The sequence below is a fragment of the Agrobacterium pusense genome (assembly GCF_013285525.1).
GTDB lineage: Bacteria > Pseudomonadota > Alphaproteobacteria > Rhizobiales > Rhizobiaceae > Agrobacterium > Agrobacterium pusense.
Map to the genome: position 1 here is coordinate 72,820 of NZ_CP053857.1, position 24,412 is coordinate 97,231.

At 59.4% G+C, this 24,412-nt stretch carries 23 protein-coding genes; 11 read left to right on the forward strand and 12 right to left on the reverse strand.

What is annotated here, in order from left to right; all coding sequences use genetic code 11:
• Positions 1-52: 52 nt before the first annotated feature.
• Complete coding sequence (locus HQN82_RS13950; protein ID WP_173615985.1) at positions 53-1,039, forward strand: GlxA family transcriptional regulator; 987 nt, start codon at positions 53-55, stop codon at positions 1,037-1,039.
• A gap of 238 nt (positions 1,040-1,277) precedes the next feature.
• Positions 1,278-1,493: a hypothetical protein gene (locus HQN82_RS13955; protein WP_173615076.1), complete on the forward strand. Its 216-nt coding sequence runs from the start codon at positions 1,278-1,280 to the stop codon at positions 1,491-1,493.
• Between the two features lie 140 nt (positions 1,494-1,633).
• Here the strand turns inward: HQN82_RS13955 and HQN82_RS13960 are convergent, their stop codons facing one another.
• The 5 genes from HQN82_RS13960 to HQN82_RS13980 all read right to left on the reverse strand — a co-directional run bounded on the left by HQN82_RS13960 (position 1,634) and on the right by HQN82_RS13980 (position 6,914).
• The gene (locus HQN82_RS13960; protein WP_173615077.1) at positions 1,634-2,800 is read right to left on the reverse strand and encodes an MFS transporter; all 1,167 of its coding nucleotides are present in this window, start codon (positions 2,798-2,800) and stop codon (positions 1,634-1,636) included.
• Positions 2,801-3,059: 259 nt separating this feature from the next.
• Positions 3,060-3,332 carry a hypothetical protein gene (locus tag HQN82_RS13965; protein WP_234904904.1) on the reverse strand — a complete coding sequence of 91 codons (273 nt, stop codon included), beginning with the start codon at positions 3,330-3,332 and terminating at the stop codon, positions 3,060-3,062.
• A 35-nt stretch (positions 3,333-3,367) separates the two neighbouring features.
• Positions 3,368-5,251 (reverse strand): ABC transporter ATP-binding protein, encoded by a 1,884-nt coding sequence (locus tag HQN82_RS13970; RefSeq protein ID WP_173615078.1) that lies wholly within the window; start codon positions 5,249-5,251, stop codon positions 3,368-3,370.
• Positions 5,252-5,658: 407 nt separating this feature from the next.
• Complete coding sequence (locus tag HQN82_RS13975; protein WP_173615079.1) at positions 5,659-6,576, reverse strand: SRPBCC family protein; 918 nt, start codon at positions 6,574-6,576, stop codon at positions 5,659-5,661.
• Complete coding sequence (locus HQN82_RS13980) at positions 6,573-6,914, reverse strand: ArsR/SmtB family transcription factor (RefSeq protein ID WP_006700642.1); 342 nt, start codon at positions 6,912-6,914, stop codon at positions 6,573-6,575. The genes HQN82_RS13975 and HQN82_RS13980 overlap by 4 nt, the downstream gene beginning before the upstream one ends.
• A 186-nt stretch (positions 6,915-7,100) precedes the next feature.
• On the opposite strand from HQN82_RS13980, the gene HQN82_RS13985 reads away from it, so the two are divergent.
• From HQN82_RS13985 to HQN82_RS14015, 7 genes are all read left to right on the forward strand, one after another.
• Complete coding sequence (locus HQN82_RS13985; RefSeq protein WP_004444840.1) at positions 7,101-7,319, forward strand: hypothetical protein; 219 nt, start codon at positions 7,101-7,103, stop codon at positions 7,317-7,319.
• Between the two features lie 46 nt (positions 7,320-7,365).
• The gene (locus HQN82_RS13990) at positions 7,366-7,770 is read left to right on the forward strand and encodes a hypothetical protein (RefSeq protein WP_004444843.1); all 405 of its coding nucleotides are present in this window, start codon (positions 7,366-7,368) and stop codon (positions 7,768-7,770) included.
• 224 nt (positions 7,771-7,994) lie between these two features.
• The gene (locus HQN82_RS13995; protein ID WP_173615080.1) at positions 7,995-9,998 is read left to right on the forward strand and encodes a hypothetical protein; all 2,004 of its coding nucleotides are present in this window, start codon (positions 7,995-7,997) and stop codon (positions 9,996-9,998) included.
• Between the two features lie 181 nt (positions 9,999-10,179).
• Positions 10,180-10,668, forward strand: coding sequence for a cupin (locus HQN82_RS14000; RefSeq protein ID WP_173615986.1), 489 nt, complete (start codon positions 10,180-10,182; stop codon positions 10,666-10,668).
• A 180-nt stretch (positions 10,669-10,848) separates the two neighbouring features.
• Positions 10,849-11,286, forward strand: coding sequence for a curlin (locus HQN82_RS14005; protein WP_006700628.1), 438 nt, complete (start codon positions 10,849-10,851; stop codon positions 11,284-11,286).
• Positions 11,287-11,346: 60 nt separating this feature from the next.
• Complete coding sequence (gene csgH, locus HQN82_RS14010; RefSeq protein WP_173615081.1) at positions 11,347-11,745, forward strand: curli-like amyloid fiber formation chaperone CsgH; 399 nt, start codon at positions 11,347-11,349, stop codon at positions 11,743-11,745.
• A 168-nt stretch (positions 11,746-11,913) separates the two neighbouring features.
• Complete coding sequence (locus tag HQN82_RS14015; protein WP_034496519.1) at positions 11,914-12,327, forward strand: curlin; 414 nt, start codon at positions 11,914-11,916, stop codon at positions 12,325-12,327.
• Positions 12,328-12,374: 47 nt separating this feature from the next.
• Here the strand turns inward: HQN82_RS14015 and HQN82_RS14020 are convergent, their stop codons facing one another.
• Positions 12,375-13,361 carry a hypothetical protein gene (locus HQN82_RS14020; RefSeq protein ID WP_173615082.1) on the reverse strand — a complete coding sequence of 329 codons (987 nt, stop codon included), beginning with the start codon at positions 13,359-13,361 and terminating at the stop codon, positions 12,375-12,377.
• 247 nt (positions 13,362-13,608) lie between these two features.
• Between HQN82_RS14020 and HQN82_RS14025 the strand changes: the two genes are divergently transcribed.
• A complete protein-coding gene (locus tag HQN82_RS14025) occupies positions 13,609-13,941 on the forward strand; it encodes a tetratricopeptide repeat protein (RefSeq protein WP_173615083.1) in 333 nt (110 codons plus the stop codon).
• A 173-nt stretch (positions 13,942-14,114) separates the two neighbouring features.
• Here the strand turns inward: HQN82_RS14025 and catB are convergent, their stop codons facing one another.
• From catB to ampC, 6 genes are all read right to left on the reverse strand, one after another.
• Positions 14,115-14,750 (reverse strand): type B chloramphenicol O-acetyltransferase, encoded by a 636-nt coding sequence (catB, locus tag HQN82_RS14030; RefSeq protein ID WP_022562597.1) that lies wholly within the window; start codon positions 14,748-14,750, stop codon positions 14,115-14,117.
• A 203-nt stretch (positions 14,751-14,953) separates the two neighbouring features.
• Positions 14,954-15,136, reverse strand: coding sequence for a hypothetical protein (locus HQN82_RS14035; RefSeq protein WP_004444862.1), 183 nt, complete (start codon positions 15,134-15,136; stop codon positions 14,954-14,956).
• Positions 15,137-15,336: 200 nt separating this feature from the next.
• Positions 15,337-17,280, reverse strand: a complete 1,944-nt coding sequence (locus tag HQN82_RS14040) for a methyl-accepting chemotaxis protein (RefSeq protein WP_173615084.1) — start codon at positions 17,278-17,280, stop codon at positions 15,337-15,339.
• A 407-nt stretch (positions 17,281-17,687) separates the two neighbouring features.
• The gene (locus HQN82_RS14045; protein WP_173615085.1) at positions 17,688-20,477 is read right to left on the reverse strand and encodes a bifunctional aconitate hydratase 2/2-methylisocitrate dehydratase; all 2,790 of its coding nucleotides are present in this window, start codon (positions 20,475-20,477) and stop codon (positions 17,688-17,690) included.
• Positions 20,478-20,678: 201 nt separating this feature from the next.
• Entirely contained in the window at positions 20,679-22,001 is a 1,323-nt protein-coding gene (locus tag HQN82_RS14050) for a solute carrier family 23 protein (RefSeq protein ID WP_072492933.1), read from the reverse strand.
• 243 nt (positions 22,002-22,244) lie between these two features.
• Positions 22,245-23,402, reverse strand: a complete 1,158-nt coding sequence (gene ampC, locus HQN82_RS14055; RefSeq protein ID WP_173615086.1) for a class C beta-lactamase — start codon at positions 23,400-23,402, stop codon at positions 22,245-22,247.
• A gap of 131 nt (positions 23,403-23,533) precedes the next feature.
• Here ampC and HQN82_RS14060 point away from each other — a divergent pair, with 131 nt between their 5' ends.
• Positions 23,534-24,412 (forward strand): LysR family transcriptional regulator, encoded by an 879-nt coding sequence (locus tag HQN82_RS14060; RefSeq protein WP_173615087.1) that lies wholly within the window; start codon positions 23,534-23,536, stop codon positions 24,410-24,412.

Below are 24,412 nucleotides of genomic sequence, written 5' to 3' on the forward strand. Positions count from 1 at the left end.
TGATTTCTCCTGTCTTGACGCGGTTAGTATCGCAGTAAATGCTGTGGCACGAATGCCAATAATCCCTCGTTTCAGGCCAATCTCGATGTTACGTCAAATCGAAATCCTTCTTTTCCCCGATGCTCAGGTGCTCGATGCTACCGGCCCCGCCCAGGTGTTCGCATCCGCCAACCGGCTGTCGCGGGCAACGGCTGGTGGGCTCTACGAAGTCACTTTGGTTGCCGAAGAGACGCAGGTCACATGCAACTCTGGCATAACGTTGGTGTGCAAGACCTTGCCAACGAACAAATCTGCGCCTGACACCGCCATCGTTGCTGGTGGCAGCGGCGTGAATGCTGCCTGCGACCGCGCACCGCTAATCGAATGGGTTCGCGATCGCGCACCCCGTGTCCGGCGAATGGCCTCGGTTTGTAGCGGCGCATTCCTGCTGGCGGAGGCCGGCCTACTGGACAGTCGCCGTGCCGTTACCCACTGGGGCCGGTGCGACGAGTTCACAAAACGATTTCCAAAAGTTCGGCTAGAGCGCGACCCGATTTTTTTGCGTGACGGTTCGATATGGACGTCAGCGGGCGTGACGGCAGGGATCGACCTTGCTCTGGCAATGTTGGAGGAAGATCATGGCCGCGCACTCGCTCTCACCGTCGCACGCGAGCTTGTGGTCTTCCTCAAACGGCCGGGAGGCCAGTCCCAATTCAGTGTGCCGCTCGGACTTCAGACAGTCGATGACAGGTTTATGGAACTCCACGCATGGATCGCCACAAATATTGCACGCCCCATCACGCTCGATATCCTTGCTGACCAGGCCGGAATGAGCCGCCGCTCCTTTGTCCGCCATTATCGGCAACGGACAGGTCGAACACCCGCTGAGGGCGTCGAGATGATCCGCCTGGAGAGAGCGCAGGGACTGTTGGAGACCGGCAGCTCCGTCGAAACGACTGCCCGGAAGTGCGGCTTCGGATCACCCGAAACGATGCGGCGGCTGTTCCTGCGCAGGTTGGGTGTGGGACCGAAAGAATGGCAGGAAAGGTTCCGCGGCTGATGCGGGTCTTCCTCCGGGTGAAGGCATTGGATCGGTACACGCCTGTTCCCTGACTTCGACGACGGCAATATCGCGACCAAGCAGTGGTTAGCTGAGAATCCCCTTAAATTGCTTTACCACGCCAACCGCGGGTCGGAACAACTCGGAATTTACATAAAATTTACGCTAAATCTTATCGGTTTGAACCGATCCGCCCATGCTACCGTTTCAGGCAAGTCGAAACGGGAGCCCGGCTGCGATGATCTGGAACTTGGAGAAGCTCGAACAAGAACGTCTCGACCTCATCGAGGTCATCGACAATCTCAAGAGGTGGGAACGTTTCTCTATAGACGACCGGCACATCATCTCATTGCAGATCACTGCACATATGATGCGGCTCAGCGAAATGGACGAGGACTTGGCACAGCTGCGAGGTCGGGACCATTCCAATGCGGACTGTCTGATCGCTATCTGACCCGCCATTTATAAAAATAGAGAAGCTTGATTGGCTAATCGGATAAAGGCTTCTTTAACTCGTCAATTACCCACTGCCGCAGATATTCGCCTCCTCGCCTGCCTCTCTGACGACCTTGAAACAAAGTTCTTCGGTAGCAATCACTCAGCTACGGTGCTCCAAGACCTCTTGCGGTTGAGTTGCCATAAAACCATAAAGGCCGTCGCACTGAGAACCCCAAGCGCCGCAAAGACCGCATGCGCTCCCATCCCCGCCATGAGCGCAGCCAATACCGGCGGCGCCAGTGCGTTGATCAGATTTATTGGCAGGGCAATGGTTGCCATTGCGGCGGCATAGTCGGCTTTCTCAAAGAAAACGAGCGGCATCGTGGCTCGGGCAACAGCGAAAGCCCCGCTTCCGACGCCGTATATTACCAGAAAGCCGGCCTCCGACAGGAAGCCGTGGCCGCCTATCAACATTACAGCGAGGCCGATTGTTATCATCGCGCCGGACACAATCCCGATGGATAGCCCATCCCATCGTTGCCCACCCAGCAGGTCAACCACGCGTCCGCCCACTTTGAACACCCCCAGAAGCGAGGCAATCGTGACGGCTTTGGCAAGGTCCATTCCGGTCGCCTGCAAAAGTTGAATGCCTACAGCTTCAATGCCAAACGTCACGAAGCTGTTCAGAGCGATGGCGGTCACAAGAAGGGCAAGAACAGGACCCTTGCGAGCACTTCCATTGTTGGTGGCCGGCGCGGTCACGGCACGGGTCGCTGGCAGGCCGATTAAAACAAGTGGGCAAATGACCAATGCCATGATGCCAGCGTAGACAAGAACCGTCGCACGCCATCCAACCACACCGTCGAGGAAGGCAGTGATGGGCCAGAAGACGCTACCCGCCAGACCCGTTACCAGCATCAGTGTACCGATAAGGCTCCGCGCCCTATCCCCTGCGTAATCCGCGATATGGGCATAGGCTGACGTCGTCAGAAACATCGCGCCTGCAATCCCGATCAACACCCAAGCGGCCCAAAATACCCAAAGGTCCGGAGACAGCGCCAGCAGACAAAGCCCCGCCGCGATCATCCCGGCTCCGGTAGCCATAACAGAACGCGGTCCAAGTCTGCGAAACGCACGGCCTGTCCAAGGGGCAGCGAACCCCATAGCGACGAACATCACGGAGGTTCCGACAAAAATCATCGGCAGCGAGGTTCGGAATTCTACCGCGACCGTCGTCGCGATCACCGGCAAAACGCTCACCACGCCCCAACCGGTGATCTGGGTCAGCGCTAGGAGGAGTAACACAAAGAGGTGACGTTGCATCATTCACTGGTAGAGCCGAAGTGTGACGGTCAGATAACGACTACGGCAAAAGCAAATCGCCTACATCAGACATCAACATCCGAACCCGTGTGGAAAAAACCGCCTCTCCTTTCACTTACGCCACACAGTCCATTGCGACCTTGCTTATCGGTAAGTAGCGACGGCACTTTCAATCCCACGCACCAAGTCCTCATCAAACCATTTGATCATCTGCTGGATATCTTGTTGGGCGGGGGTCACTTCACCAGCATCCACCAATTCAATTGCAGCTTGGGACATTGCCAACAGAATGCGCGCTGCCTCCGGCTTGGGAGATTGACGCCGGTGTCGTGGCGTTCGCGTATGATCTGGTAGCGGAGCTTCTCCGGGCTGTCCACGCGGTCACCAGAAAATCATGGACGCTGACCTTTTGTCCGCCGATATCGATCATGGCCTCCCGGTCAGTCTCGGCATACTGCAGCGCCTCGATGCGTTCGCAGGCGTCGATTGCTGCATTCAGCATGCCTCTGACCGACTTCCAATCGGTTTTCATCGTAACCTCTTTACAAATGACGAAGCTCTCCGCTCTCAGCTTCGGTCCACCACCGCCTCCGACGTCACCCCCTCATCTTCGGGAATGAAGCCACCAATCTGGCGTTTCCAGAGCCGCGGAAACAATCCATCCTGCTCGACCAGTTCCTCGGGCCTTCCCTCTTCGACAATCCGGCCATGATCCAACACGATGATGCGATCCATCCGGGCAATGGTCGACAGGCGGTGCGCAATGGCAATCACCGTTTTGCCCTCCATCACCAGATTGAGCTTGTCCTGAATGGCGGCCTCAGACTCGCTATCAAGCGCTGAGGTGGCTTCGTCGAGGATGAGGATGGGCGCGTCTTTCAACAGCACCCGCGCGATGGCGACCCGTTGTCGCTGTCCGCCGGAAAGCTTGATGCCGCGGTCTCCAACAAAGGCCTGATACCCTTTTCGTCCTTCGCTGTCGGCGAGATCACCGATGAAGACGTCGGCCTTCGCCACTTTCGCCACCTGCTCCACTTCCTCCTGCGTCGCATCCGGTCGACCGTAGCGGATGTTGTCGCCCACCGACCGGTGCAGCAGCGCCACGTCCTGGGCAATCACCCCGATATTACGGCGCAGGCTCATCTGCGTGACCTCGCGAATATCCTGCCCGTCGATGCGAATGGCACCCTCCTGAATGTCGTAGAAACGCAGGAGCAGATTGACCAGCGTCGTTTTTCCCGCACCTGACAACCCCACAAGGCCGACTTTCTCCCCGGCGCGCACGGTCAGCGACAGATCATCAATCACCGGTCTGCCTGACTTGTAAGCAAAGCGGATGTGGTCGAAATCGATGTCACCATGCGAAACGCTCAATTCCGCCGCACCGGCCATGTCGGTAATGGTCGGAGGCGTCGTCATGACAGGCATGGCATCCTTGATCGTACCGATCGCCTGGAATATCTGCTGGCCCATCTGCAGGAAGGTGAATGTGTGCCCGGACAACCGCTGCAATATATAGACCGCGCCGACGAATTCTCCGACCGTGATGAAACCCTTCACCAGACCGGAAAACCCCACTGACAGGATCGCCAGCCACAACGCCATGTTGAGCGCAACCACGGCCAGCTCGGACGCACGATAGACACGCTGTTCCTTGTGTTGTGTCTGCACCGCCTTCATCAGGATGCGACGAATAACGCCCGCCTCACTGTCCTCGGCGGCAAATTGCTTGATCATCTGCATATTGCTGTAGAGATCGGTAATCGCCCCCGAAACAAGGCTCTTTTGTTTTGCCGAGCGCCGTGACCGCTCCGTGAATACCGGGGCAAGTTTAACGGCGAGAACGACATTGAGCACGATCCAGATGAATACGGGCAGCGCCAGCTGCCATGATAAGGCGGCAAGAAGCGCAAGAGAGCCGACCATTTGCAACAGGAAACGCGGTCCGGTCTGAAACGCGTTGATAATCTGCTGCTGAACGGCTGACGAGACCTGCGAAAGACGCGAGGCGACCTGCCCCGCATAAAGCTCATGGAAAAATGCCAGATCCTGCTGCTCCACGGCCTTGTGGCCCTGCCACTGGATGGCCGCCGGCACCGCAATGCCAAGCGTGTGGGAATTGAGCGTATTGAGAAGGAACGACGCTATGGGCATTGCGGGGAAAATCAACAACCCAAGCACGGTCAGCAGCGGCCATTCATTGCGCAGGAAAGCCGTTGCTCCCTGCGCCGTCACCCCATCGACGATAACGGACAGACCCCAGATGATCGAAAGATTGATGGCTTCCACCGCCATCGACGACAGGGCAAGAGCAATCAGGACGCCACGAAACATCGCAATGAAATGCAACAGCACCGCGACGGGGCCTTTCGACGGCAGTGGCCGAAAGGGAATGTCGAGCGGCCGTATCAGCGTCTCGAAGGGGCGGAAAATCGTATCTGAAATCGACATGGGCCTCTCGGATCGCGGTTTGGCATCGACGGGGAGGAATCAGCTACGCGTCCGGCATGGAACCATGCATGGCGTTCAATCTCAATTAGCGGCTTTGTTTTTTGGGATTGGAGCTCGTGGTTTGGGCTCGGTGGAGCAACTGTCGGCCCAGTGTAAAAACTTAGTACAGCCGCGTTTCGTGAGAGCTTGCGGACCAGATGTCACGCTGGCAAATGCATCCGCTGCCCGACAGTCCGTTGAACCCCTTTTGTAAAATAAGCAAACAAAGGTGCGCGTTTTCGCTGCTCGTTAAGGCGGGACCTGCAGGACGATCTAGCAAGCTCAGAGCGGCTTTGAAGAGTAGTTGCCGCTCTGGACAGGAGGCCGGTATCGAGACAGCCGCGCATGGAGCTGTCGGCCCGGCACATCTATAGTGCCTTGGCGAAGCGTTCCAATTTGCCTAGCGTTTGCTGACCCAGCTCCACGGCGCCGAAACCCTTCGCTTGCTGGAACTCGGCTTCCGTGCTGAACACCATGCCCAGCACAACTTTCGTCGCGCCATCCTGATCTTCGAAAGAGGCCCAGGCATCGGCATGTTTTGGGCCGTTTTCGCCCCACAGCAACGTATAGGCGAGCCGCTCTTCGGGGCGGACCTCGACATAACGATGATGGTTCGGGAAGATTGTGCCGTCAGGGCCGATCATGTCAAAGACCCATTCACCGCCGGTTCGCAGGTCAATCCTCTTCGTGCGGCAGGAAAAGCCTTCCGGGCCCCACCATTGCGGCAGCGTCTTTTCGTTCATCCAGGCTTTCCAGACGATGTTTCGCGGCACCTTTATCGTTCGCTCCAGCACCATGGTTCGCCCGGCCACGCTGGCCAGATTGTTGAGACCGGCGCTGAAACCCTGTTGATAGCCATCGCGCATATCCTCGGCCAGCGAGGAAAGCTGCACCGTTACGGTCAAACGGCTGCGCTCTTCCGTCGCCTGAAAATCGGCAGTCACCAGCGCTGCCGACTGGGTTATGCCGCTGGATGAGACCACCTCGTAATTCACGCTGCGGCGGCTTGGCTGAAGCTCCAGCCAGCCGCATTCACAGCGAATATCCGGCTGGCCGGCGACCTTGCAGAGCGACACTTCGCGACCGCCCAGCCTGCTGTCCGCCTCCAGGAATTCCACTGTCACCGAGGGTGAGGGAGAGGCCCACACCGCGCGGGCGGCGGGTGACAGCCAGACCTGCCACAGAGCCGATAGCGGAACGGCAATTTCCCGTTCGAAGGTGAGCGTTGCAAAACGGTCTTGTGGCGGTTCAGCGTGTGCGCTTTGTTGACCGGGTTTCGTTGTCATTGTTCCTCCTCCTTCATGGCGTGAACTGCAAATGCCTCCAGCCGGTCAAGCCGGCTCTCCCACACGGCCCGTTGTTCATCGAGCCAAGTTCTCACCGGCTCCAGCGCTTCAGGTACTATTGCGCAGGTGCGCACGCGCCCATCCTTGGATGTGGCGATGAGCCCCGCCTCCTCAAGCACGGCGAGGTGGCGCATGACCGTGGGCAAGCGCAGACCCGTGGGAGCGGACAATGCGGTAACCTGCGCCGGCCCGCTGCCGAGGCGAGCGAGAATTGCCCGCCGTGTGGGATCGGCAAGGGCCTGGAAGATGAGTGAAAGCTCTGGATGATGCTTAGCCATATCGCTAACTATCATGTTCCACCATTGCGGCACAAGTAGAAACTTAGCCAATCAGCTAAGTTTATCATCCGGCAAATCCGGGTCGGGAAGTGAAACAAGCCATCGAGAGTTGCAAAAAAGCAATTGACTCCCGCCGCCCGGTGGGTGAGCTTCGGCGGGAAAAAGACGGGGAAAAATCAAATCATCATGTCGCCAGAACGCTTTAACCAATGCCTGCGGGTCATTCGCTGGACGCCGATCAACATCGCCTCCGCGCTGCAATGCGAACTGTCCTGGATCGAGGCGCTTGAGGCGGGCAATGAAGAGGTTCCCGAAGGGCTGGCCACATGGCTCGAAACGCTTGCGCAGGCCCATGAGGCTCTGCCGCCGCCCTCCACCTACAGAGGCAAACGGTCAACCTTCTGACACGGCCGGTTGTCGTCAGCCTTCACCAACGATTGGATTGTTCGAAATGAAATACCTCATAGCGGCTCTTGGCCTGATCACCTTCTCGAGCCCCGTTTTCGCGGCTTCCTGCGAGAAGAACTTCACCGTCTCCGGTGTGCCGATGGTGACGGCTGTTTCCTACAAGTCCTGGCAGGAGCTGCCGAAGGCAAAGGCGCCGGCCGTGCTTCAGAAGCTCGCCCAGGCCGTGGCGGCGGAAGGTTTTTCGGGCATCCAGATCAACAAGGCGCTGTCGTCCATCGATGCGCACCAGGAGACCAGCGGCAGCGGCAGAATTCAGACGTTGCGGGTGGTGGCCCGGCAAAAGGGTGCGGCTGTGCGGATCGACGCCGTCTTCAACATTCAGGCAGGGCAGATTGCGGACAAGAACGTGATCCGCGAGGGTATCTGCAATATCATCAATGGCGCGTGACGCGGCGGATTCCAGGCCCTGCCCACCCAAAGCTGATTGCCGGTGAGGCCGCGTCTGCCCCTTCGCACGACGCTTGCGCTGGCGCCGTACCTGTGGTGGCCGGCATGGCGTTGACGGTCTGGATGTGGGGGAGCCTTCACAGGCGTCGATCACCTCTTGCTAAGCAACTTTTGCGTGCTTAAAAGGCGCGCAATATGATCAGTATGTGAGAGAGGACCAACGTCGTGGAACAGGAAAACAGCCATACCGGCAAGGGTCGGCGCAGGGCGCTATGGGCGGCAGTGGCAATTATCGCCGTTGCGGCCGCAGGTGTCATCGGCGGCAAGACCTTCTACGAGGCGAAGGTGAAGGAACTGGTTGCGCGCACCGGCGCGACTGCCGGTTCCGTGGAAGTCGATTTCCTCGGAAAAATTCATGTTCGCGATCTGACGCTGCCTCTCGAAGATGGCAAGAACCTTCGCATTGCCGCCATTGACGGTCGTCCGAAGCTGCCCTTTCTGGACGGCGCGCTGGACATGAGCAACATCGACGTGGATGTGCCCACCGGCAAGCTTTCCATGGCGCATGCCCGCATCGAGAATGCGGCGTTCGAGAAGTCCGCACAGGCGGAAGGAAACGGCGGCTCCCTGCCCCGCCGCATCGAGCGCTTCGCGGCGACGCGCATCTCCACGCCCGAGCTGACGTTGAGCCAGTCGGTCGCGACCACCGAGCAGAAGACGGTTTACAGCAACCTGGTCCTCTCCGAGATCGCCGGTGGCCGTATCGCCCGGTATTCGATCGACAAGGGCAGCTACGACATCAAGATGCGGCTTCCCGACAGCGACGGCGCGATTGAGGACAAGCATGTGGCGGTGTCGACCGGCGTGATCGCCGGTCAGGACATCGACGTCGCTTATCTCGCCCGGCTCTATACGGAAAAGGCCGGCCCTGACGACAAGGAGGCAAAACCTCTCTATGGGCCGCTTTCCGTCAAGACGGTTTCATTTTCCGACGGCGACAGCCGTTTCAGCTACGACGAGATCCGCAGCGATGGCTTTACCGCCCGCATGCCATCCGAACCGCTGCTGGACACACTGAAGGCACTGACGGTCACCAAGGATCCCGACCAGCTTCCGCCGGAGGAACGCCAGGCGCTTTTTGCCAAGGTCGTGTCCATCCTCGACATGATCGGCAGGAGCAACATGCAGCTCATCGGCTTCAAGGCCGACGCGCCGGATGAAAAAGAGGGAGCGGCCGGCAAAAGGGTCAAGGCCGCCATCGACCGCATCGACATGCAGATGGACAGCCGCAAGCTCGACTTCGGTCTGAACGGTCTGTCGATCGGTGACGGCGACGGCAAGATCGAAGTGGCGGAAGCAAGCCTCAAGGGTTTCGACTGGAGTTCGACGATCGAGGGTATTTCCCAGATCATCGCGCTCGATGAAACCGAGATCGAGACCTTTCAGTTCAATCGCCTGATACCGGAACTTGGCCGGGTGCGCGTCGGCGGCATCAACGTCGATATTGCCGCGCCGAAAGAGCCGGAGGAAGAACCCACCGGCACGCCGGAGCGCATCAGGTTCACGCTCAAGAATTTCGAGATGGGGCTGACCAAGCCCTTCAACGGCATTCCGACCGATATAGAGATCAGGCAGGATGACCTCACACTTCCGATCCCGGCAGACGCGACGGAGGACGTTTTCGTGGAGGCCCGCAAGCTGGGTCTCGAGACGCTGGCTTTCTCCTATGGGCTTTCGGCAGGGTGGGACGAGCCGAACAGCAATCTGGTGATCCGCGACATCTCGCTCAGCAGCAGGGATTTCGGCAGCGTCAATCTTGCCGGACTGGTCAGCGGCTTTACGGAGGAGTTCTTCTCCTTCGACGTCAATCGCGCGCAGGCGGCGCTTTTCGGGCTTGCCGGCCGTGAGGTGAAGCTCACCGTCAAGGACGAAGGCCTGATGGCCAAGGCGATCAAACTCTATGCCCTGCGGAACGACATGACCGAGGATCAGGTGCGCGGCACGCTGACGCTGGTGGCGAGTGTGATGCTGCAGCAGGTGGCGGCGGAGCAGCCGAAGCTGCAAGGCGCGGTGGAGGCGCTGGTGCGCTTCATCAGCACGCCCGGAACCCTGACTGTCACAGTCAAATCCACGGGCGTCAATGGCCTCGGGGTCTTCGACCTGGTTGCGGCTTCCGACAATCCGATGGGTCTTCTCGACAAGGTCGATATTCAGGCGACGGCCGAGTAAACCAGCCAGAAAACGTCTCAAGCCCGGTTCGCCGGGCTTGAGACCGTCGCAACCGCTGTTTTCGTCAAGACATTGCGGAACTGCCCGCTCCCCGGAGTGATTATGACCTAGGCGGCTGAAATGCGCCGCCAGATTTCGGTCCGCATTGTTCGCGGTAGAAACGGTCATGAGGAGCATCGCCATGAAAACCGAGCAACTGACCTTCGGCCCCAGCGGACAGGTCCCCAATAACCAGATCTTTCCCGTGATCATTTACCGCAATGTCGGCGCGGACTTTCATTCCGCGGATTTCGAAGCGACATTTTCCCGCAACGGATGGAGCGGCATCTGGCGCAACGGCGTTTTCGACTACCACCATTACCACAGCGGGGCACACGAGGTTCTGGGTGTCGGACGTGGCGAAGCGACCTTGCAGATCGGCGGGCCTGAGGGGCAAGTTCTCGATGTTGCCCGCGGTGACTGCCTGATCCTGCCCGCCGGGACAGGCCATATGAAACTGGACTCCTCCCCGGATTTTCAAGTGGTGGGTGCTTATCCGCCCGGGCAGGAAGCCGATATTCAAACATCCTCCGCCAGCGCTGACATGCTTGAGCGGATCAGATCCCTGCCGAAGCCGGAGACCGATCCTGTGCACGGAGCTTCGGGCGGCCTGACAGATATATGGCGCTGAAGAGGCGTTTCCGGTTCCGTCAGGATACCGCAGGAACGTGGAGGCTGGTTTCAGCGATGCCGGCGCCTATGGGCTTCGGCCAATGAACCACGACTGAATGACGCCTTCAGCCTCCGTTCCGGTGGAACGTTCTAAAACAGGGACGTTCAACCGCGGTCCATCCGCCTGAGGAGACACGTCATGATCCGGAAGTCTTTCATTGCAAGTGCACTCGTCGCTCTCGTCGGCCTCGCTGCCGCGGCACCCGCCATGGCCAATGATGTGCGCATCGAACAATATGGCTGGTCCAATTCTGCCGGCGGTGCACAGGAGGGTTACGGCAACCGGATCCGCACATACCAGAACGGCGGCTACAACCGGATTGTCGGTCATCAATATGGCCGGCATAACCTCTCGGCTGTCGGCCAGGAGGGGCACGACAATTACGGCTCCACCTATCAGAACGGCAGCCGCAACGTGGCCGGCATCGGCCAGTTCGGTTCCAATCACACCACCATCCTCACGCAGGACGGCAACGGCAACATAGCGGCCGGTGTCCAGGTAGGTCGCGGATGCAGCGCCAATGTGAGCCAGGGCGGCAACGACAATGTCGCCGCCTTCGTGCAAGCCTGCCCTTGACCGGCCGCACGACGTGCAACCGGTCGGGCTCGAAACATCAGATCATCCGGGAGACCAGCCATGCCCCACAGCATCAGTCATAAGCGCCGCCTGGCGGCGATCCTTGCGCTGGCACTGCTTCCCGCCGGCACCTTTGCGGCCATATCGACCGCACGGGAGTCGACGGCTGGAAACGTCTGCGAGATCAGGGCAACGTCGCAGGCGGGCATGGTGAAGCTGGAGGCCTTTGCCGGAGCCGATGTCACTGCCGGCGGGACCTACGGGTTTCACGTCGAAAAATCGGGAAGCGGCGGACATTCGGTGATCAATCAGGGCGGCGACTTTGATGCCGCATCCGGACGTCCGGAATTGCTCAGCGCGGTAACGCTCGATGCGAAGGGAGCCCGCTATAAGGCGGTGCTCGATATGGTTATCGATGGCCGGAGCTTCAGCTGCACAAAGCAGGTTGATGGCGACTAAGCCAAGACATGCCCGTAAATTATACCCGTGAAGGGCGCCGCTTCAGGCGCCCTTTTCTTTTGATCCTGCCGAGCGACTGAACGACGTGTGAACGGGCAGTTCCGATCAGGTTCAGTTGCGAAATGCGATTATCGATCATCGGCAAGGCGCTGACGGATGGAGATCAGAATGACGCGCAACATATTGAAACTCATGACTGTTACCCTGCTCGTCGGGGGCCTCGCGCCTCTTGGTTCTCCGGCACCGGCCCACGCCGGCGGTCGCATCTCCTTCGATCTCGCACCCGGCAATGCCGCCGATGGCGACCTGCTTTCGACGGGCCTCCGTGCCTATTCGCTCTACCGCGGCCTGAAGGATGCCGACATCCGCCAGCTCGGCCGCGGCAACGCCGCCGGCATTGCCCAGAACGGCGGCGGCAATCTCGGCTTTATCCGGCAACGGGGCGTCGGCCACTCCGCAACGTTGCAGCAGAACGGCAACAACAATGCCTATGGCATTTTTCAGTACGGCCGCAACACGGATACCAACGTCGTGCAGGACGGCAATAACGGCAGCGGCCTGACCTTCAGTTACGGCTGGTAGGACCAGGGCGGGACAGTCAGTCGTCCCTGCAGGTCTTCACCGCAGGCTCAATTTGCAAGAACCTCGCCATCCCTGCTCTGAACGATATCCGGCGATGGAACCGGCGGAGCACCGGGATCGGGCAGAGGCGGGATTATCAGCCATGCGTCTGGATAGTCGTTGCGAAGATGGCGGCGATTATAACGAATATTGGTTCCAGCGGCATGGTGAAGCGTTCCAAGAGCGGCATCTTTTGACAGAGTGCCCCTGCTGATTTCGTGGAGCTTTCGCTCGCTGTTCAAGGCAAGCGTTACCTCTGAAAGATCGAAATCATCGATGTGAATGGTCTGCCCAGTCGGTATATCGAGAACCCATCTGTCGGAATCGACAAAGCCATCGGTGTAAACGTTGCCGGTGGAGGCCCGCAGGGAGGTGCCTTTCGGCAGGCTGATACCGTCAACGACATTGCCATCGGCGAGAATGCATTTGCTGAAGGCAGAGATGCTGCCATCAGCCATGAGATCGAACTCCACCGGCTGCGTTGCATCACAACGCCAGTCGCTCTGCGTGGTCACGCCAATACCGGTTATCCGCATGTCGCCTGGGGTGAAGCCGATCGTTTCGTAGTTCTCATTGGTTTTCATCGCGATATAACGGGCGATCTCCACGGCATCGATATCCGCGATCCGCACCGGATGCGGAAACACGGCCCTATCGAAGGCCTCCTTGTTGTCGGCAATGGCGAGTTCGAGCTTCGTACCCTTGGGCATATCTATCCCGCCCAGACGCGCGGGTTCCGGAAGTTTCGGTCGATAACGTATCGCTCTCTCACTGTCGTAAGCGCTCATCTCCAGATAAAATTCAACGAACCGAAAAAGCGTGAAAAGCGCAACCGCGGCCACCAGCCCGTAAGGCAGGATCATCGGGCGCTTCCAGCGCCCGCCCATGTATCGAACCAACAGCCATAGTGACCAGACGCCCCACACAAGGGTCGTGATGAGAAAGAAGGCAAGGAGAAGCAACGCTTCGACGGAGGGCAATGCGACGGGGATCATGCAAACCCATAACACTGGGGGAATCGTCTCCATTCTTTAGGGACATCCGTGCTTTAACCCACAGGCTGTGGTCATTTCAACTCGGCGATGGCGAGAGATGCGACGTAGCCTGACGGAGGGCGCGCGCCGTCATCGGACGTGTTCGCATGAGGGCCCATGCCGGATGAGCGCGCCAAATACCGCTTGACCTCAACTGCGCTTGAGATCGTACCGATACATGGTGTTTCACCATTGCTCCGGGACAACGATGATAGCAAAACTCATGAAGATGCTGGAAGACGGGAGGGACAGTCCCCTTCTGCGCTTTTCAATCGCGAAGGCTCTGGCGGCAGCGGGGCAGTTCGAAAATGCCGCGTATCACCTGCAGGAGGCGATCCGGCAGGATCCCGACTATTCGGCGGCATGGGCAGAACTCGGCGAATGCCGTGCACGGTTGGGAGACAATGACGGCGCCATTACGGCGTGGGTGGAAGGAATGTCGGTCGCCGTCGGACGAGGCGACATTCAGGCCAGGAGACAGATGGAAGTCCGGCTCCGGCGTCTACGATCACGCACCGCGCGACCTCATTCGGCGGCTTGATCACTATGAAACCCGGCGTGATGTCTCAACAGGATGGCTTTGCAGGATTATACGGAGCTGTCTTGGTCGTTCATGCCGGGCTGACTACACCGCTTACTGACGGCGACGCTGACCCACATGTCCGGCCCTCGGAAAGGCTCGGCCCGCCGTGATGAGACGGGCCGGCCGTTTGTTTACGGCTGGGCGCTATCCGACCGCCAGAACCGGTAAAGCTCCGCAACATTGCCGCTGGTCATGAGCGGCATCGCGGCTTTCAGCCGGTCCCCCGGCCAATCCCACCACTTCATCTCCAGAAGCAGCTCGATCGAGTCGTCGTCGAACCGCTTGCGGATCATTTTCGCGGGGTTGCCACCGACGATAGCGTAGGGTTCGACATCTTTCGTCACCAGCGCACGCGTTCCAATCACGGCGCCGTCGCCTATGGTAATACCGGGCATGATGACAGCTTCCGAGCCTATCCAGACATCATTGCCGATGACTGTGTCGCCAGACGGCAGATAGCCGTTTGCGGCATTCTCGAATTCCGGCACTTCGGGCATGAAGAAGAAGGGAAAGGTGCTGATCCACTCATTGCGATGGCCCTGATTGCCCGCCATGATGAAGGCTGCGCCCGAACCTATCGAGCAGAAGCTCCCCACCACCAGCCTGTCCGCGCCGTCATCCGGTAACAGATAACGGGCACAATCTTCAAAGCTGTGGCCGTGATAATAGCCGGAATAATAGCTGTATTTTCCGACCAGGAGGTTTGGGTTCTTTACCTGCTTGTCGAGCGTGATGCCCCGGAACGGGCTTTCGAAATAGTTTTCCATTGAGTAATCTCACTGCATGTCTTCGCTTTCGCTTGCCTTGCGGCAAGCCGACACCAGGCGAAAAGCCGGCCGGCTTCTCGTCCGATGCTCCTCGCGCTGCGGCGGGAGCTAGATGCAGGTGGTACTCGATGCCTTGATCATGGCTCCCTGTTACCGCAAAACGAGCCAAAGGCAAAGTGCCGCCACACGACAACCCTCAAGGATCAGGAAGCAATGGCCAGAATGAGCGCGATCATAAGCAGCATGGGGCCCATCCACTTGAAGTGACGCGCCACCGGTGGCCGGTGGGCTGGATTTCTCGACAGGGACAGATATCCGAACCCCACCAGCGTCATCCAGAGGCCGACGCAGAACATGATGAATTCATCAATATAGGCTGCGATCATGTCTTCCCCTCCCAGGCACCGCCCAATGGCGGCAAACCTTACCAGCATGACGACGAATGGCAACAAATAGCCACGGCGCAGTGGCAGGCTGATCCGTCCCGAAAAGCAGAACACCGGGCTCAGGCTAAAAACCCGACCCCGGTGCCCCTGTCTGGAATAGTGCTTTCAGCGCCATGGAGGGCGTGAAGGCAGAGTGGGTATCAGAACTCCTCCCAATTATCCGTTGTCGTATTCAGTGCCGCGTTGCCGGAGAACGCCGCCCTGATCCGGCCGCCAAGGGCGCGGGCCGGTGAGGTCGCCGGTCTGTCGGCCGACGAAGCGGTTCGCACGGGCGCGGAAGCCTCGCTGTAACCGGCTTCGGACAGCTTGAACTGGGCGATCAGCCGGTTGAGCGACGACGCCTCGCGTGCGAGCCCGTGGCTCGCCGCGGTGCTCTCCTCCACCATTGCGGCGTTCTTCTGGGTGTCCTGGTCCATCTGGTTCACAGCCGTATTGATCTGCTGGAGACCGGAGGACTGTTCCTGTGCCGATTCCGCAATCGCCGCCACGTGGCGGTTGATCTCCTGCACTTCCGTGACGATCAGTTCCAACGCCTTGCCGGTCTCTCCGACGAGCTGCACGCCTTGCTGGACCTGACCGTTCGAGGTCGTGATCAGGTTCTTGATCTCCTTGGCGGCGCCTGCGGAACGCTGTGCCAGTTCGCGAACCTCCTGCGCAACAACGGCGAAGCCCTTGCCCGCCTCGCCCGCACGGGCAGCCTCCACCCCGGCATTCAGTGCCAGAAGGTTGGTCTGGAAGGCAATCTCATCGATAACGCCGATAATATTGGAAATCTCATTCGCGGATGTCGCGATCTGTTCCATCGCGGCAACGGCCTTCTGCACCACGTCTCCGGATCTTTCGGCGCCGATCTTCGCGCGGCTGACGAGGTGTCCTGCTTCCTGCGCCCGTTTGGTCGAATCCTTCACCGTCGTGGTGATCTCTTCCAGCGCCGCAGCGGTCTCCTCTACCGCCGCAGCCTGCTGCTCCGTCCGTTTCGCCAGATCGTCGGCCGCTGCGCGGATTTCGTTTGCGCCGGAATCAATGCCACGGGCATTCTGCGCCACCTGGTTGAGCGTCGACTGCAGCTGTTCCGCGGCCCTGTTGAAGTCGCCGCGAATACCGTCCAGGCTCGGCACAAACGGCTGCGCTATGCGGTAAGTGACATCGCCTTCGGCGATCTTCGAAAGCGCGGTGGCAAGATTGGTGACCGCAAACTGAACGTCGGCGGCTTCCTGCGCCTTCTGTTTCTCCCGCTCGATCCGATCCTTTTCGGACATGGACCGGTTCGCGTCCGTTTCAGCCTCGAGCCGCAGGCGCTCCACTGCGCTTTCGCGGAACGCTTGAACGGTGGCGGCCATCTGGCCAACTTCATCCTTGCGATCCACGCCGACGATTTCGCTTGCAGTATCCCCCGCCGCCAGCGCTTCCATGCGGGCGCGAAGGCGTGCAATCGGCGTGGTAATGCCGCGGGACGAGATGAGCAGGCCAAGCGCGATCACGGCCAGAGACATGAGTGCGAGTGTGACAACACCCGTCCAGATCGTCGTATTCGTGCTTGCGGTAAGGCGCTCCCGGCCCTCATTCATGACCTGGATGAGCTGTTCGTTACCCGCACTGATTTTCGGCGAAACCTCGGTGATTTTCCGCAGGACGTTAAGCGCCATCTGCTGGGCTTCGGCCCGCTGTCCTGCCTGCATGAGGGAAATGACCTGATTGCCGATTTCCTCGACTTCGACAACACCCTTGAGGATGTCCCGCGCGGCGTCCGTGCGGGCCGGCACGAGTTCCATGATCTTGTTCTGGCGTTCCTCGAGCTGCTTGCGATCTGCCCTGAAGGTCTTTACGGCCGCTTCGAAATCGCTGCTGGCCGGATCGTTGAGGCTGGCGCGAAGCATCTGCATGCCGAGCGCATTGAGATTTCCGCTTGTTCTGGCGTTCAGCACCGCAGCAAGGGCCTCGTGGCCGATGAAATCACTATAGACATTATCGGTGCTTTTATATTGCAGGCTGACATAGCTTATGCCGGAAAGCGACATCAGGCTCATCAGCGAGATGACAAAAACGACCTTCGTTTTTATCTTGGTATTCTTCAGGAATGACATGAACGGCCTCAAGGCAAGCGCTCCTCCTGCCGCCGCACGGGTGGCCGGGGGAACCATATGATGAAACATCGCGGGTAGCTGTTGCCCCTCCTCATAGGGCGACAAGCGGGTGCCTTTTTCGAACCGCAGGGCAGGTCGTGACGGGTCCGCTTGTTCTACCGGCTCCACCGATAAAACCTTGGAACCTGCGTATTTTAGATTTCACAAAACAACTAAACGAAGTGTTACCCTTGCCATGCAAGTGCTGACAATTCGGCATGCCGCAAACGGCTATTGTCTTGATAATGCTCACGGCCCGGCGGGCCAGCGACAAGGGCCAATACAAAAAGGGCAGCGGGAATATCTCCCCGCCGCCCCTCTTTCATTCACCGTACCGTCCCGCATCCAGATGCAGGCGGTATTGCGGATTAATAATGCACCGACTGGGAATCGATCGGCGTCGTCTTCGGCGGAGCGAACTTCGTCAGATCGATGCCCTCGACGGCGGAACGATACTCCTCGATGCTCGGCGTACGGCCGAGAATGGCGGACAGCACCACGACCGGGGTCGAGGCCAGAAGCGATTCACCCTTCTTTTCGGCACTGTCTTCAACGACACGGCCTTGGAAGAGACGCGTCGAGGTTGCCAGAACCGTGTCACCCTTCGCTGCCTTTTCCTGGTTGCCCATGCACAGGTTGCAGCCCGGGCGTTCCAGATAGAGGATGTTTTCGTATTCGGTCCGGTTCGTTGTCTTCGGGTTGATGTCATCGAATTCGAAGCCGGAATATTTCTGGAGGATTTCCCAATCCCCTTCCGCCTTCAGCTCGTCGATGATGTTGTAGGTCGGCGCGGCAACGACGAGCGGCGCCTTGAATTCGACCGTGCCTTCGGTCTTTTCGATGTTGCGCAGCATCTGCGCGACGATCTTCACGTCGCCCTTATGCACCATGCACGAGCCGACGAAGCCGAGATCGACCTTCTTGGTAGCGCCATAATAGGAAACCGGACGGATCGTATCGTGCGTGTAGCGTCTCGAAACGTCGTTGTTGTTGACGTCAGGGTCGGCGATCATCGGTTCGTTGATGACATCGAGATCGACGACGACTTCAGCGAAATATTTCGCGTTCGCGTCAGGCTTCAATGCTGGAACTTCACCGGAACGGATTTCCGCAATGCGCTGATCCGCCTTTGCAATCAGGCCTTTAAGCGTCTGTGCGGCGTTGTCCATGCCCTTGTCGATCATGATCTGGATGCGCGACTTGGCGATCTCCAGCGACTCGATCAGCGTTTCGTCTTCGGAAATGCAGATCGACGCCTTCGCCTTCATCTCGGCCGTCCAGTCGGTGAACGTGAAAGCCTGGTCGGCAAGCAGCGTTCCGAGATGGACTTCGATGATACGGCCCTGGAACACGTTGTCGCCGTGCTGCTGCAGCATCTGCGCCTGCGTCGCGTGCACGACGTCGCGGAAGTCCATGTAGGGCTGCATCGTTCCCTTGAATGTGACCTTGACCGATTGCGGGATCGGCATGGTCGCCTCGCCCGTGGCGAGCGCCAAAGCGACGGTGCCGGAGTCCGCACCGAAGGCGACGCCCTTGGACATGCGGGTGTGGCTGTCGCCGCCGATGATGATTGCCCGGTCATCAACGGTGATGTCGTTCAGCACCTTGTGGATCACGTCCGTCATGGAGTGATAGACGCCCTTCGGGTCACGGCCGGTGATGACGCCAAAATTGTGCATGAAGGCCATGAGCTTCGGCGTGTTGGCCTGAGCCTTCTTGTCCCAGACGGACGCCGTATGGCAGCCGGACTGATAGGCGCCGTCCACCAGCGGCGAAATGACGGTGGCCGCCATCGCTTCCAGTTCCTGCGCGGTCATCAGGCCGGTCGTATCCTGCGAACCGACGATGTTGACCTTGACGCGAACGTCGGAGCCGGCGTGCAGTACCTTGCCAGGCGTCACGCCAACGGCGTTGCGGTTGAAGATCTTCTCGACGGCGGTAAGGCCCTGGCCTTCGATCGAAATTTCCTTGTTCGGTGCAAAGACAGGGGTCGCCTCGACGCCAAGCGTTTCAGCGGCAAAAGTCTGGAGCTTCTTGCCGAAGACGATGGCGTACGAGCTGCCAGCCTTCATGAATTCCATCTTCTGGGGTGTGAAGGACGAAGCGAGATCGACCAGCTCGGTGCCGTTTTCGTCCCGCAGCTTGCGATTCTTGGCGTCGATCTTGAGGACCGTGCCGGTTTCGACCGAATATTTCTGCTCGAGGATCGGGTTGCCATCGTTGTTGAGGATCGGCTTGCCGTCTTCGCCAAGCTTCTTCACCCAGTTCTTCAGATTGATGCCAATGCCACCCGTCACGTCGACGGTGGTGGCGAAAATCGGCGAAATGCCGTTGGTGCCCGCAACGATGGGGGCATAGTTGACGAAGGGCACGTAGGGGCTGGCCTGCTTGCCGGTCCACAGCGCCACGTTATTGACGCCCGACATGCGCGAGGAGCCAACGCCCATCGTGCCCTTTTCGGCGATCATCATCACCCGCTTGTCGGGGTGCTGCTTCTGCAACGCGACGATTTGCGCCTGCGCTTCCGGCGAGATCATACACTGGCCGTGCAGCTGGCGGTCGGAGCGCGAATGCGCCTGATTGCCCGGCGACAGGAGGTCGGTCGAAATATCGCCTTCGGCGGCGATGAAGGTGACGACCTTGATCTCGTCCTCGACATCGGGAAGCTTGGTGAAGAACTCGGCCCTGGCGTAGCTTTCGAGCACGTCCCGGGCAATCGTGTTGCCGGCCTTGTAAGCATCCCGCAGGCGGAACATGTCGGCATCGTAAAGGAAGACCTGGGTCTTCAGCACTTCACCCGCCTTGGTGGCGATTGCGACATCGTTGCCGAGCGCGATGTCGAGCAGCACCTTGATCGACGGGCCGCCCTTCATGTGCGACAGCAGTTCCAGCGCGAAGGTCGGGGTGATCTCAGGGACGACGACGTCGCCGAGGATGATCTGCTTCAGAAACGCAGCCTTCACACCGGCGGCGCTCGTGGTTCCCGGCAATGTGTTATAGATGAAAAACTCCAGGGCATCGGCGCGGTGTTCGCTGCCTGCATCCCTGATCAGTTCGATGATTTCGGCGGTCAACGCACCGTCATCGATCGGCTTGGGCGCTAGTCCCTGTGGTTCTCTGCTTTTGATTTCAGCCAGGTAATCCAAGTAAAGGTTCATCGCAATCCCAACGTCATGATGTCTATGGAGCCGAACACAGCGCCACCAAACGGTAGTGCTGGTCGCCCCCGGGTTTCTGTCGGTTTCGACTACGCCAACCCGGGGCCGCTGACAAGATGTCGCATGCCTGTAAGCGCGGGGATGCGCGATATTTCGCCCATCCCACATCTTCGCCGCCAGGCAGCGCCGGCACTCCCCGCCTTATCGTCCCTGCGCCGGCTTGCCGAGGCCGAGCAGATGATAAAAGGCGATGGCGCCGATTGTCGCCGTGCCGATGCCATCGAGCGTGAATCCGCCCACATTCAGCTTGAAATTTCCTGCCCCCAGAACAAGGGCGATACCCACCGTGATGAGGTTGCGTGGTTCGGAAAAGTCGACCTTGTTTTCCACCCAAATGCGCCCGGCGGTTGCCGCAATGAGGCCGAAGACGACGACGGACAGGCCGCCGATGACAGGCCCGGGTATCGTCTGTATCAGCGCGCCGAATTTCGGCGAAAAGCCGAGGAGGATAGCCACCAAAGCCGCGACAATGAAAACGAGCGTCGAGAAGATGCGGGTTATCGCCATGACGCCCATGTTCTCGGCATAGGTGGTCATGCCGGTTCCGCCAAAGGCGCCGGAGAAGATGGTCGCGATGCCGTCGCCGATAAAGGCCCGGCCGAGATAGGGATCGAGGTTCCTGCCGGTCATCGCGCCGATAGCCTTGATGTGCCCGAGATTTTCCGCCACGAGGATGACGACGACCGGAGCGATCAATGCGATTGCCGATGCGGAAAAGACCGGCGTTGTGAAGGTTGGCAATCCGAACCAGGCCGCGGCCGCGACGCCTGAAAAATCAACCGGTTTGCCGAGGCCGAGACCGTTCGCCACCACGAGATAGGCGAGATAGGCGATCGCGCCGCCGATGAGGATCGGCAAACGCCGCGCCATTCCGGGCGCATAGACGGCAATCGCACCGACCGAGGTGACCGTCAGAATGGCAATCCATCGCGACAGCTGGTCGCCATCGGGATTGCCAGGGCCGGAGCCCGAGGCGCTGGCTATCGCGATCGGCGCAAGCACGAGGCCGATGGCGGCGACGATGGCCCCCGTCAGGACCGGCGGCATCAGCCGCTCGATCCAGTTATGACCGGCAATCATGACGATCACGCCAATCAGTGCATAAAGCACGCCCGCGGCGATGATGCCGCCAAGCGCAAGCGCGATATTCGGGCTTGCCGCGCCCGCCGCCGCCCCGGTCGCCACCAGAACGGGGCCGATGAAGGCGAAGGACGAACCAAGATAGCTCGGCACGCGACCGCCAACGGCGATGAAGAAGATCAGCGTGGAAATACCGGAAAACAGGATCGATACATTCGGATCGAAGCCCATGATCAGCGGCGCGAGAACCGTGGAGCCGAACATGGCCACGACATGCTGCAAACCGAGCACCGCGGTCTGCCCGGCGGGCAACCGCTCATCCGGCATGATGCGCCCTTCGGTTTTCAATCGCCAGCGAGGAAAATAACCACCCGTGTCGCTCATCGTCGTCCCCCACGAACCGCCCGGCGCGAGACTGACGGCTTTTCCGTCGCAGATCGCAGCCGCGCAAAAAGAGTTGCCTTTTGATGATAAGCGCGGTCGGCCGAGATCGAATCGGTGGCCGGCGTATCTTTTCTCCGGTAGCGCGATTGGTTCTCGCTGTCATCCGGGCGGCGGGATCGAAATGCGTTTGGCGCCGGCGGGAGTGCACCCCGCGCCGGCACGCAAGGAAGCATCGGGCGGATATCAGTCCGCCTTGTCGACAGCCGTCAAAATCTCAACGGCCGCCGTGACACGATCCTCATTGGGATAGTTTTTGTTGGCCAGTATGACGATGCCGAGTTTCCGTTGAGGGATGAAGGCGACATAGGCACCAAAACCATTGGTGGAACCCGTCTTGTTGATGAAGACATCCTGTCCGGGCTTCAGGGGCGGTGCGATTTCCTGCACCGGAACGTTTTTGAGAAGCGCGCCGGAATTGGACTGGACAAGCGTCTTCAAGGCGACGGGCCGGGCATATTGCTCCCAGACGAGATCCTGCGTCATGGCGCCGACCGCGAAATAACCGGTATGGGTGCTTGCGATCGCCTGCCGGATCTTGCCGTCCAGTTTTTCAAGCCCCAGATTCGCGTTGACGAAGCGGATCATGTCTGTCGCCGTCGATCTGACGCCATAGGCTTCCGAAGATAGAATGCCCGGCGTCAGGCGGGCCGGCTCGTCGTTTCGCGTGTAGCCCTGTGCATAATTGGCCAACTTCGCCTTGGGAACGACCGTGAACGTGTCCTTCAGCCCCAGCGCGGGAAAGAGCGTGTCCTGCATGGCGGCGTCGTAGCCCTGCCCCATCGCCTTTGCCGTGATGTAGCCCAGCATGCCGATGCTGGGATTGGCGTAGGTCCTGTGCGTTCCGGCGCCGTAAGAAGGCTTCCAGCTCTTGAGATAAGCAAGCAGCTGCGTTTCCGTTTTGACATTGTCAGGCACCTGTAGCGGAAAGCCGCCTGCGGTGTGGGTGCCCAGATGCGTCAATGTAACGTCACCGAAAGCGGTGCCCTTCATTCCCGGAAGATAATCCTTGACCCTGCCGGACAGCGACAAATGCCCGTTCGCCTCGGCGTAGGTCGCAAGGGTAGCCGTGAATGTCTTGCTGATGGAGCCGAGTTCGAACAGCGTTTCAGCCGTCACCGGCTGGCCGGTGCTTTTTGACATCACGCCGTAAGTGAAGATGTAACTCTCTCCATCGACGCTGATGCCGACCGCAAGCCCGGGTATGCCGTTCTTTTCCATGATGGGCTTGATCGCCGCATCCGTTATCGCCTTCAGCCTCGCCTCGTCGGCGGCCAGAGCCGGCGTGAGGAGGATCGCCGAAAGCATGGCCGTCCATACGATATGTCCGCGGTGAAAATTCATCTGTCTCGTCTCCAAAACCTCAGGTGGATATCAGGCGTTTCCCCAGCCAGCGCGAAAGACGTTTAGCCGCCCTACATTGCACGAACAAATCATGATATCTCGGAGGAGACACAAGAAAATCTAGGTCTCGAATGGTCCGTCAATTTCTTCCTCTGAACGGTTTGCGCGCGTTCGAAGCTTCCGCGCGGCATCTGAGCTTTACCCGCGCGGCGATCGAACTATGCGTGACGCAGGCGGCCGTGAGCCAGCAGGTCAAGGGACTGGAAAAGCGGCTGGGCGTCGCGCTTTTTCAGCGTCTTCCGCGCGGCCTGAAGATAACTGCGGAAGGCGAAGCCCTGCTGCCGACGGTGACCAGTTCCTTCGACCAGATGGCAACGACGCTTGACCGCATCGAGGCCGGGCAGGTGCGCGAACTGCTGTTTCTCGGCGTTGTCGGCACCTTCGCGGTCGGCTGGCTGCTGCCGCGCCTGCAGGCGTTTCAAAAGCGCTACCCCTTTATTGACGTCAGGGTTTCCACCAACAACAACCGGGTGGATATGGCGGCAGAGGGGCTCGATTTCGCCATCCGTTTCGGTCAGGGCTCGTGGCACGGCACGGATGCGTTTCGACTCTTCGACGCGCCGCTTTCGCCGCTGTGCACGCCGAAACTGGCGGAAACGCTGAAAGCGCCGGCCGACCTGATGGAAGCGACGTTGTTGCGCAGTTACCGCGCCGATGAATGGAGCAGCTGGTTTGCGGCGGCAGGCGTTACGCCGGCCGCACAGGTCAATGCCGGCATTGTCTTCGACACGTCGCTCGGGATGATGGAGGCCGCCCTGCAAGGGCTCGGTGTCGCGCTGGCGCCGCCGTCGATGTTTTCACGGCACCTGGCTTCCGGAGCGGTCGTCCAACCTTTTCCCGTCACCATATCGCTCGGAAGTTATTGGTTGACCCGGCTGCAATCTAAACCGCCGACCCCAGCCATGCAGGTCTTCTCCGACTGGCTGTTCGACAGCATCGGCACCGCCTGA

Coding starts and splice junctions, on each gene's coding strand:
- HQN82_RS13950 (WP_173615985.1), top strand. CDS start 53: ATGCCAATAATCCCTCGTTTCAGGCCAATCTCGATGTTACGTCAAATC.
- HQN82_RS13955 (WP_173615076.1), top strand. CDS start 1,278: ATGATCTGGAACTTGGAGAAGCTCGAACAAGAACGTCTCGACCTCATC.
- HQN82_RS13960 (WP_173615077.1), bottom strand. CDS start 2,800: ATGCAACGTCACCTCTTTGTGTTACTCCTCCTAGCGCTGACCCAGATC.
- HQN82_RS13965 (WP_234904904.1), bottom strand. CDS start 3,332: ATGAAAACCGATTGGAAGTCGGTCAGAGGCATGCTGAATGCAGCAATC.
- HQN82_RS13970 (WP_173615078.1), bottom strand. CDS start 5,251: ATGTCGATTTCAGATACGATTTTCCGCCCCTTCGAGACGCTGATACGG.
- HQN82_RS13975 (WP_173615079.1), bottom strand. CDS start 6,576: ATGACAACGAAACCCGGTCAACAAAGCGCACACGCTGAACCGCCACAA.
- HQN82_RS13980 (WP_006700642.1), bottom strand. CDS start 6,914: ATGGCTAAGCATCATCCAGAGCTTTCACTCATCTTCCAGGCCCTTGCC.
- HQN82_RS13985 (WP_004444840.1), top strand. CDS start 7,101: ATGTCGCCAGAACGCTTTAACCAATGCCTGCGGGTCATTCGCTGGACG.
- HQN82_RS13990 (WP_004444843.1), top strand. CDS start 7,366: ATGAAATACCTCATAGCGGCTCTTGGCCTGATCACCTTCTCGAGCCCC.
- HQN82_RS14000 (WP_173615986.1), top strand. CDS start 10,180: ATGAAAACCGAGCAACTGACCTTCGGCCCCAGCGGACAGGTCCCCAAT.
- HQN82_RS14005 (WP_006700628.1), top strand. CDS start 10,849: ATGATCCGGAAGTCTTTCATTGCAAGTGCACTCGTCGCTCTCGTCGGC.
- csgH (WP_173615081.1), top strand. CDS start 11,347: ATGCCCCACAGCATCAGTCATAAGCGCCGCCTGGCGGCGATCCTTGCG.
- HQN82_RS14015 (WP_034496519.1), top strand. CDS start 11,914: ATGACGCGCAACATATTGAAACTCATGACTGTTACCCTGCTCGTCGGG.
- HQN82_RS14020 (WP_173615082.1), bottom strand. CDS start 13,361: ATGATCCCCGTCGCATTGCCCTCCGTCGAAGCGTTGCTTCTCCTTGCC.
- HQN82_RS14025 (WP_173615083.1), top strand. CDS start 13,609: ATGATAGCAAAACTCATGAAGATGCTGGAAGACGGGAGGGACAGTCCC.
- catB (WP_022562597.1), bottom strand. CDS start 14,750: ATGGAAAACTATTTCGAAAGCCCGTTCCGGGGCATCACGCTCGACAAG.
- HQN82_RS14035 (WP_004444862.1), bottom strand. CDS start 15,136: ATGATCGCAGCCTATATTGATGAATTCATCATGTTCTGCGTCGGCCTC.
- HQN82_RS14040 (WP_173615084.1), bottom strand. CDS start 17,280: ATGTCATTCCTGAAGAATACCAAGATAAAAACGAAGGTCGTTTTTGTC.
- HQN82_RS14045 (WP_173615085.1), bottom strand. CDS start 20,477: ATGAACCTTTACTTGGATTACCTGGCTGAAATCAAAAGCAGAGAACCA.
- HQN82_RS14050 (WP_072492933.1), bottom strand. CDS start 22,001: ATGAGCGACACGGGTGGTTATTTTCCTCGCTGGCGATTGAAAACCGAA.
- ampC (WP_173615086.1), bottom strand. CDS start 23,402: ATGAATTTTCACCGCGGACATATCGTATGGACGGCCATGCTTTCGGCG.
- HQN82_RS14060 (WP_173615087.1), top strand. CDS start 23,534: ATGGTCCGTCAATTTCTTCCTCTGAACGGTTTGCGCGCGTTCGAAGCT.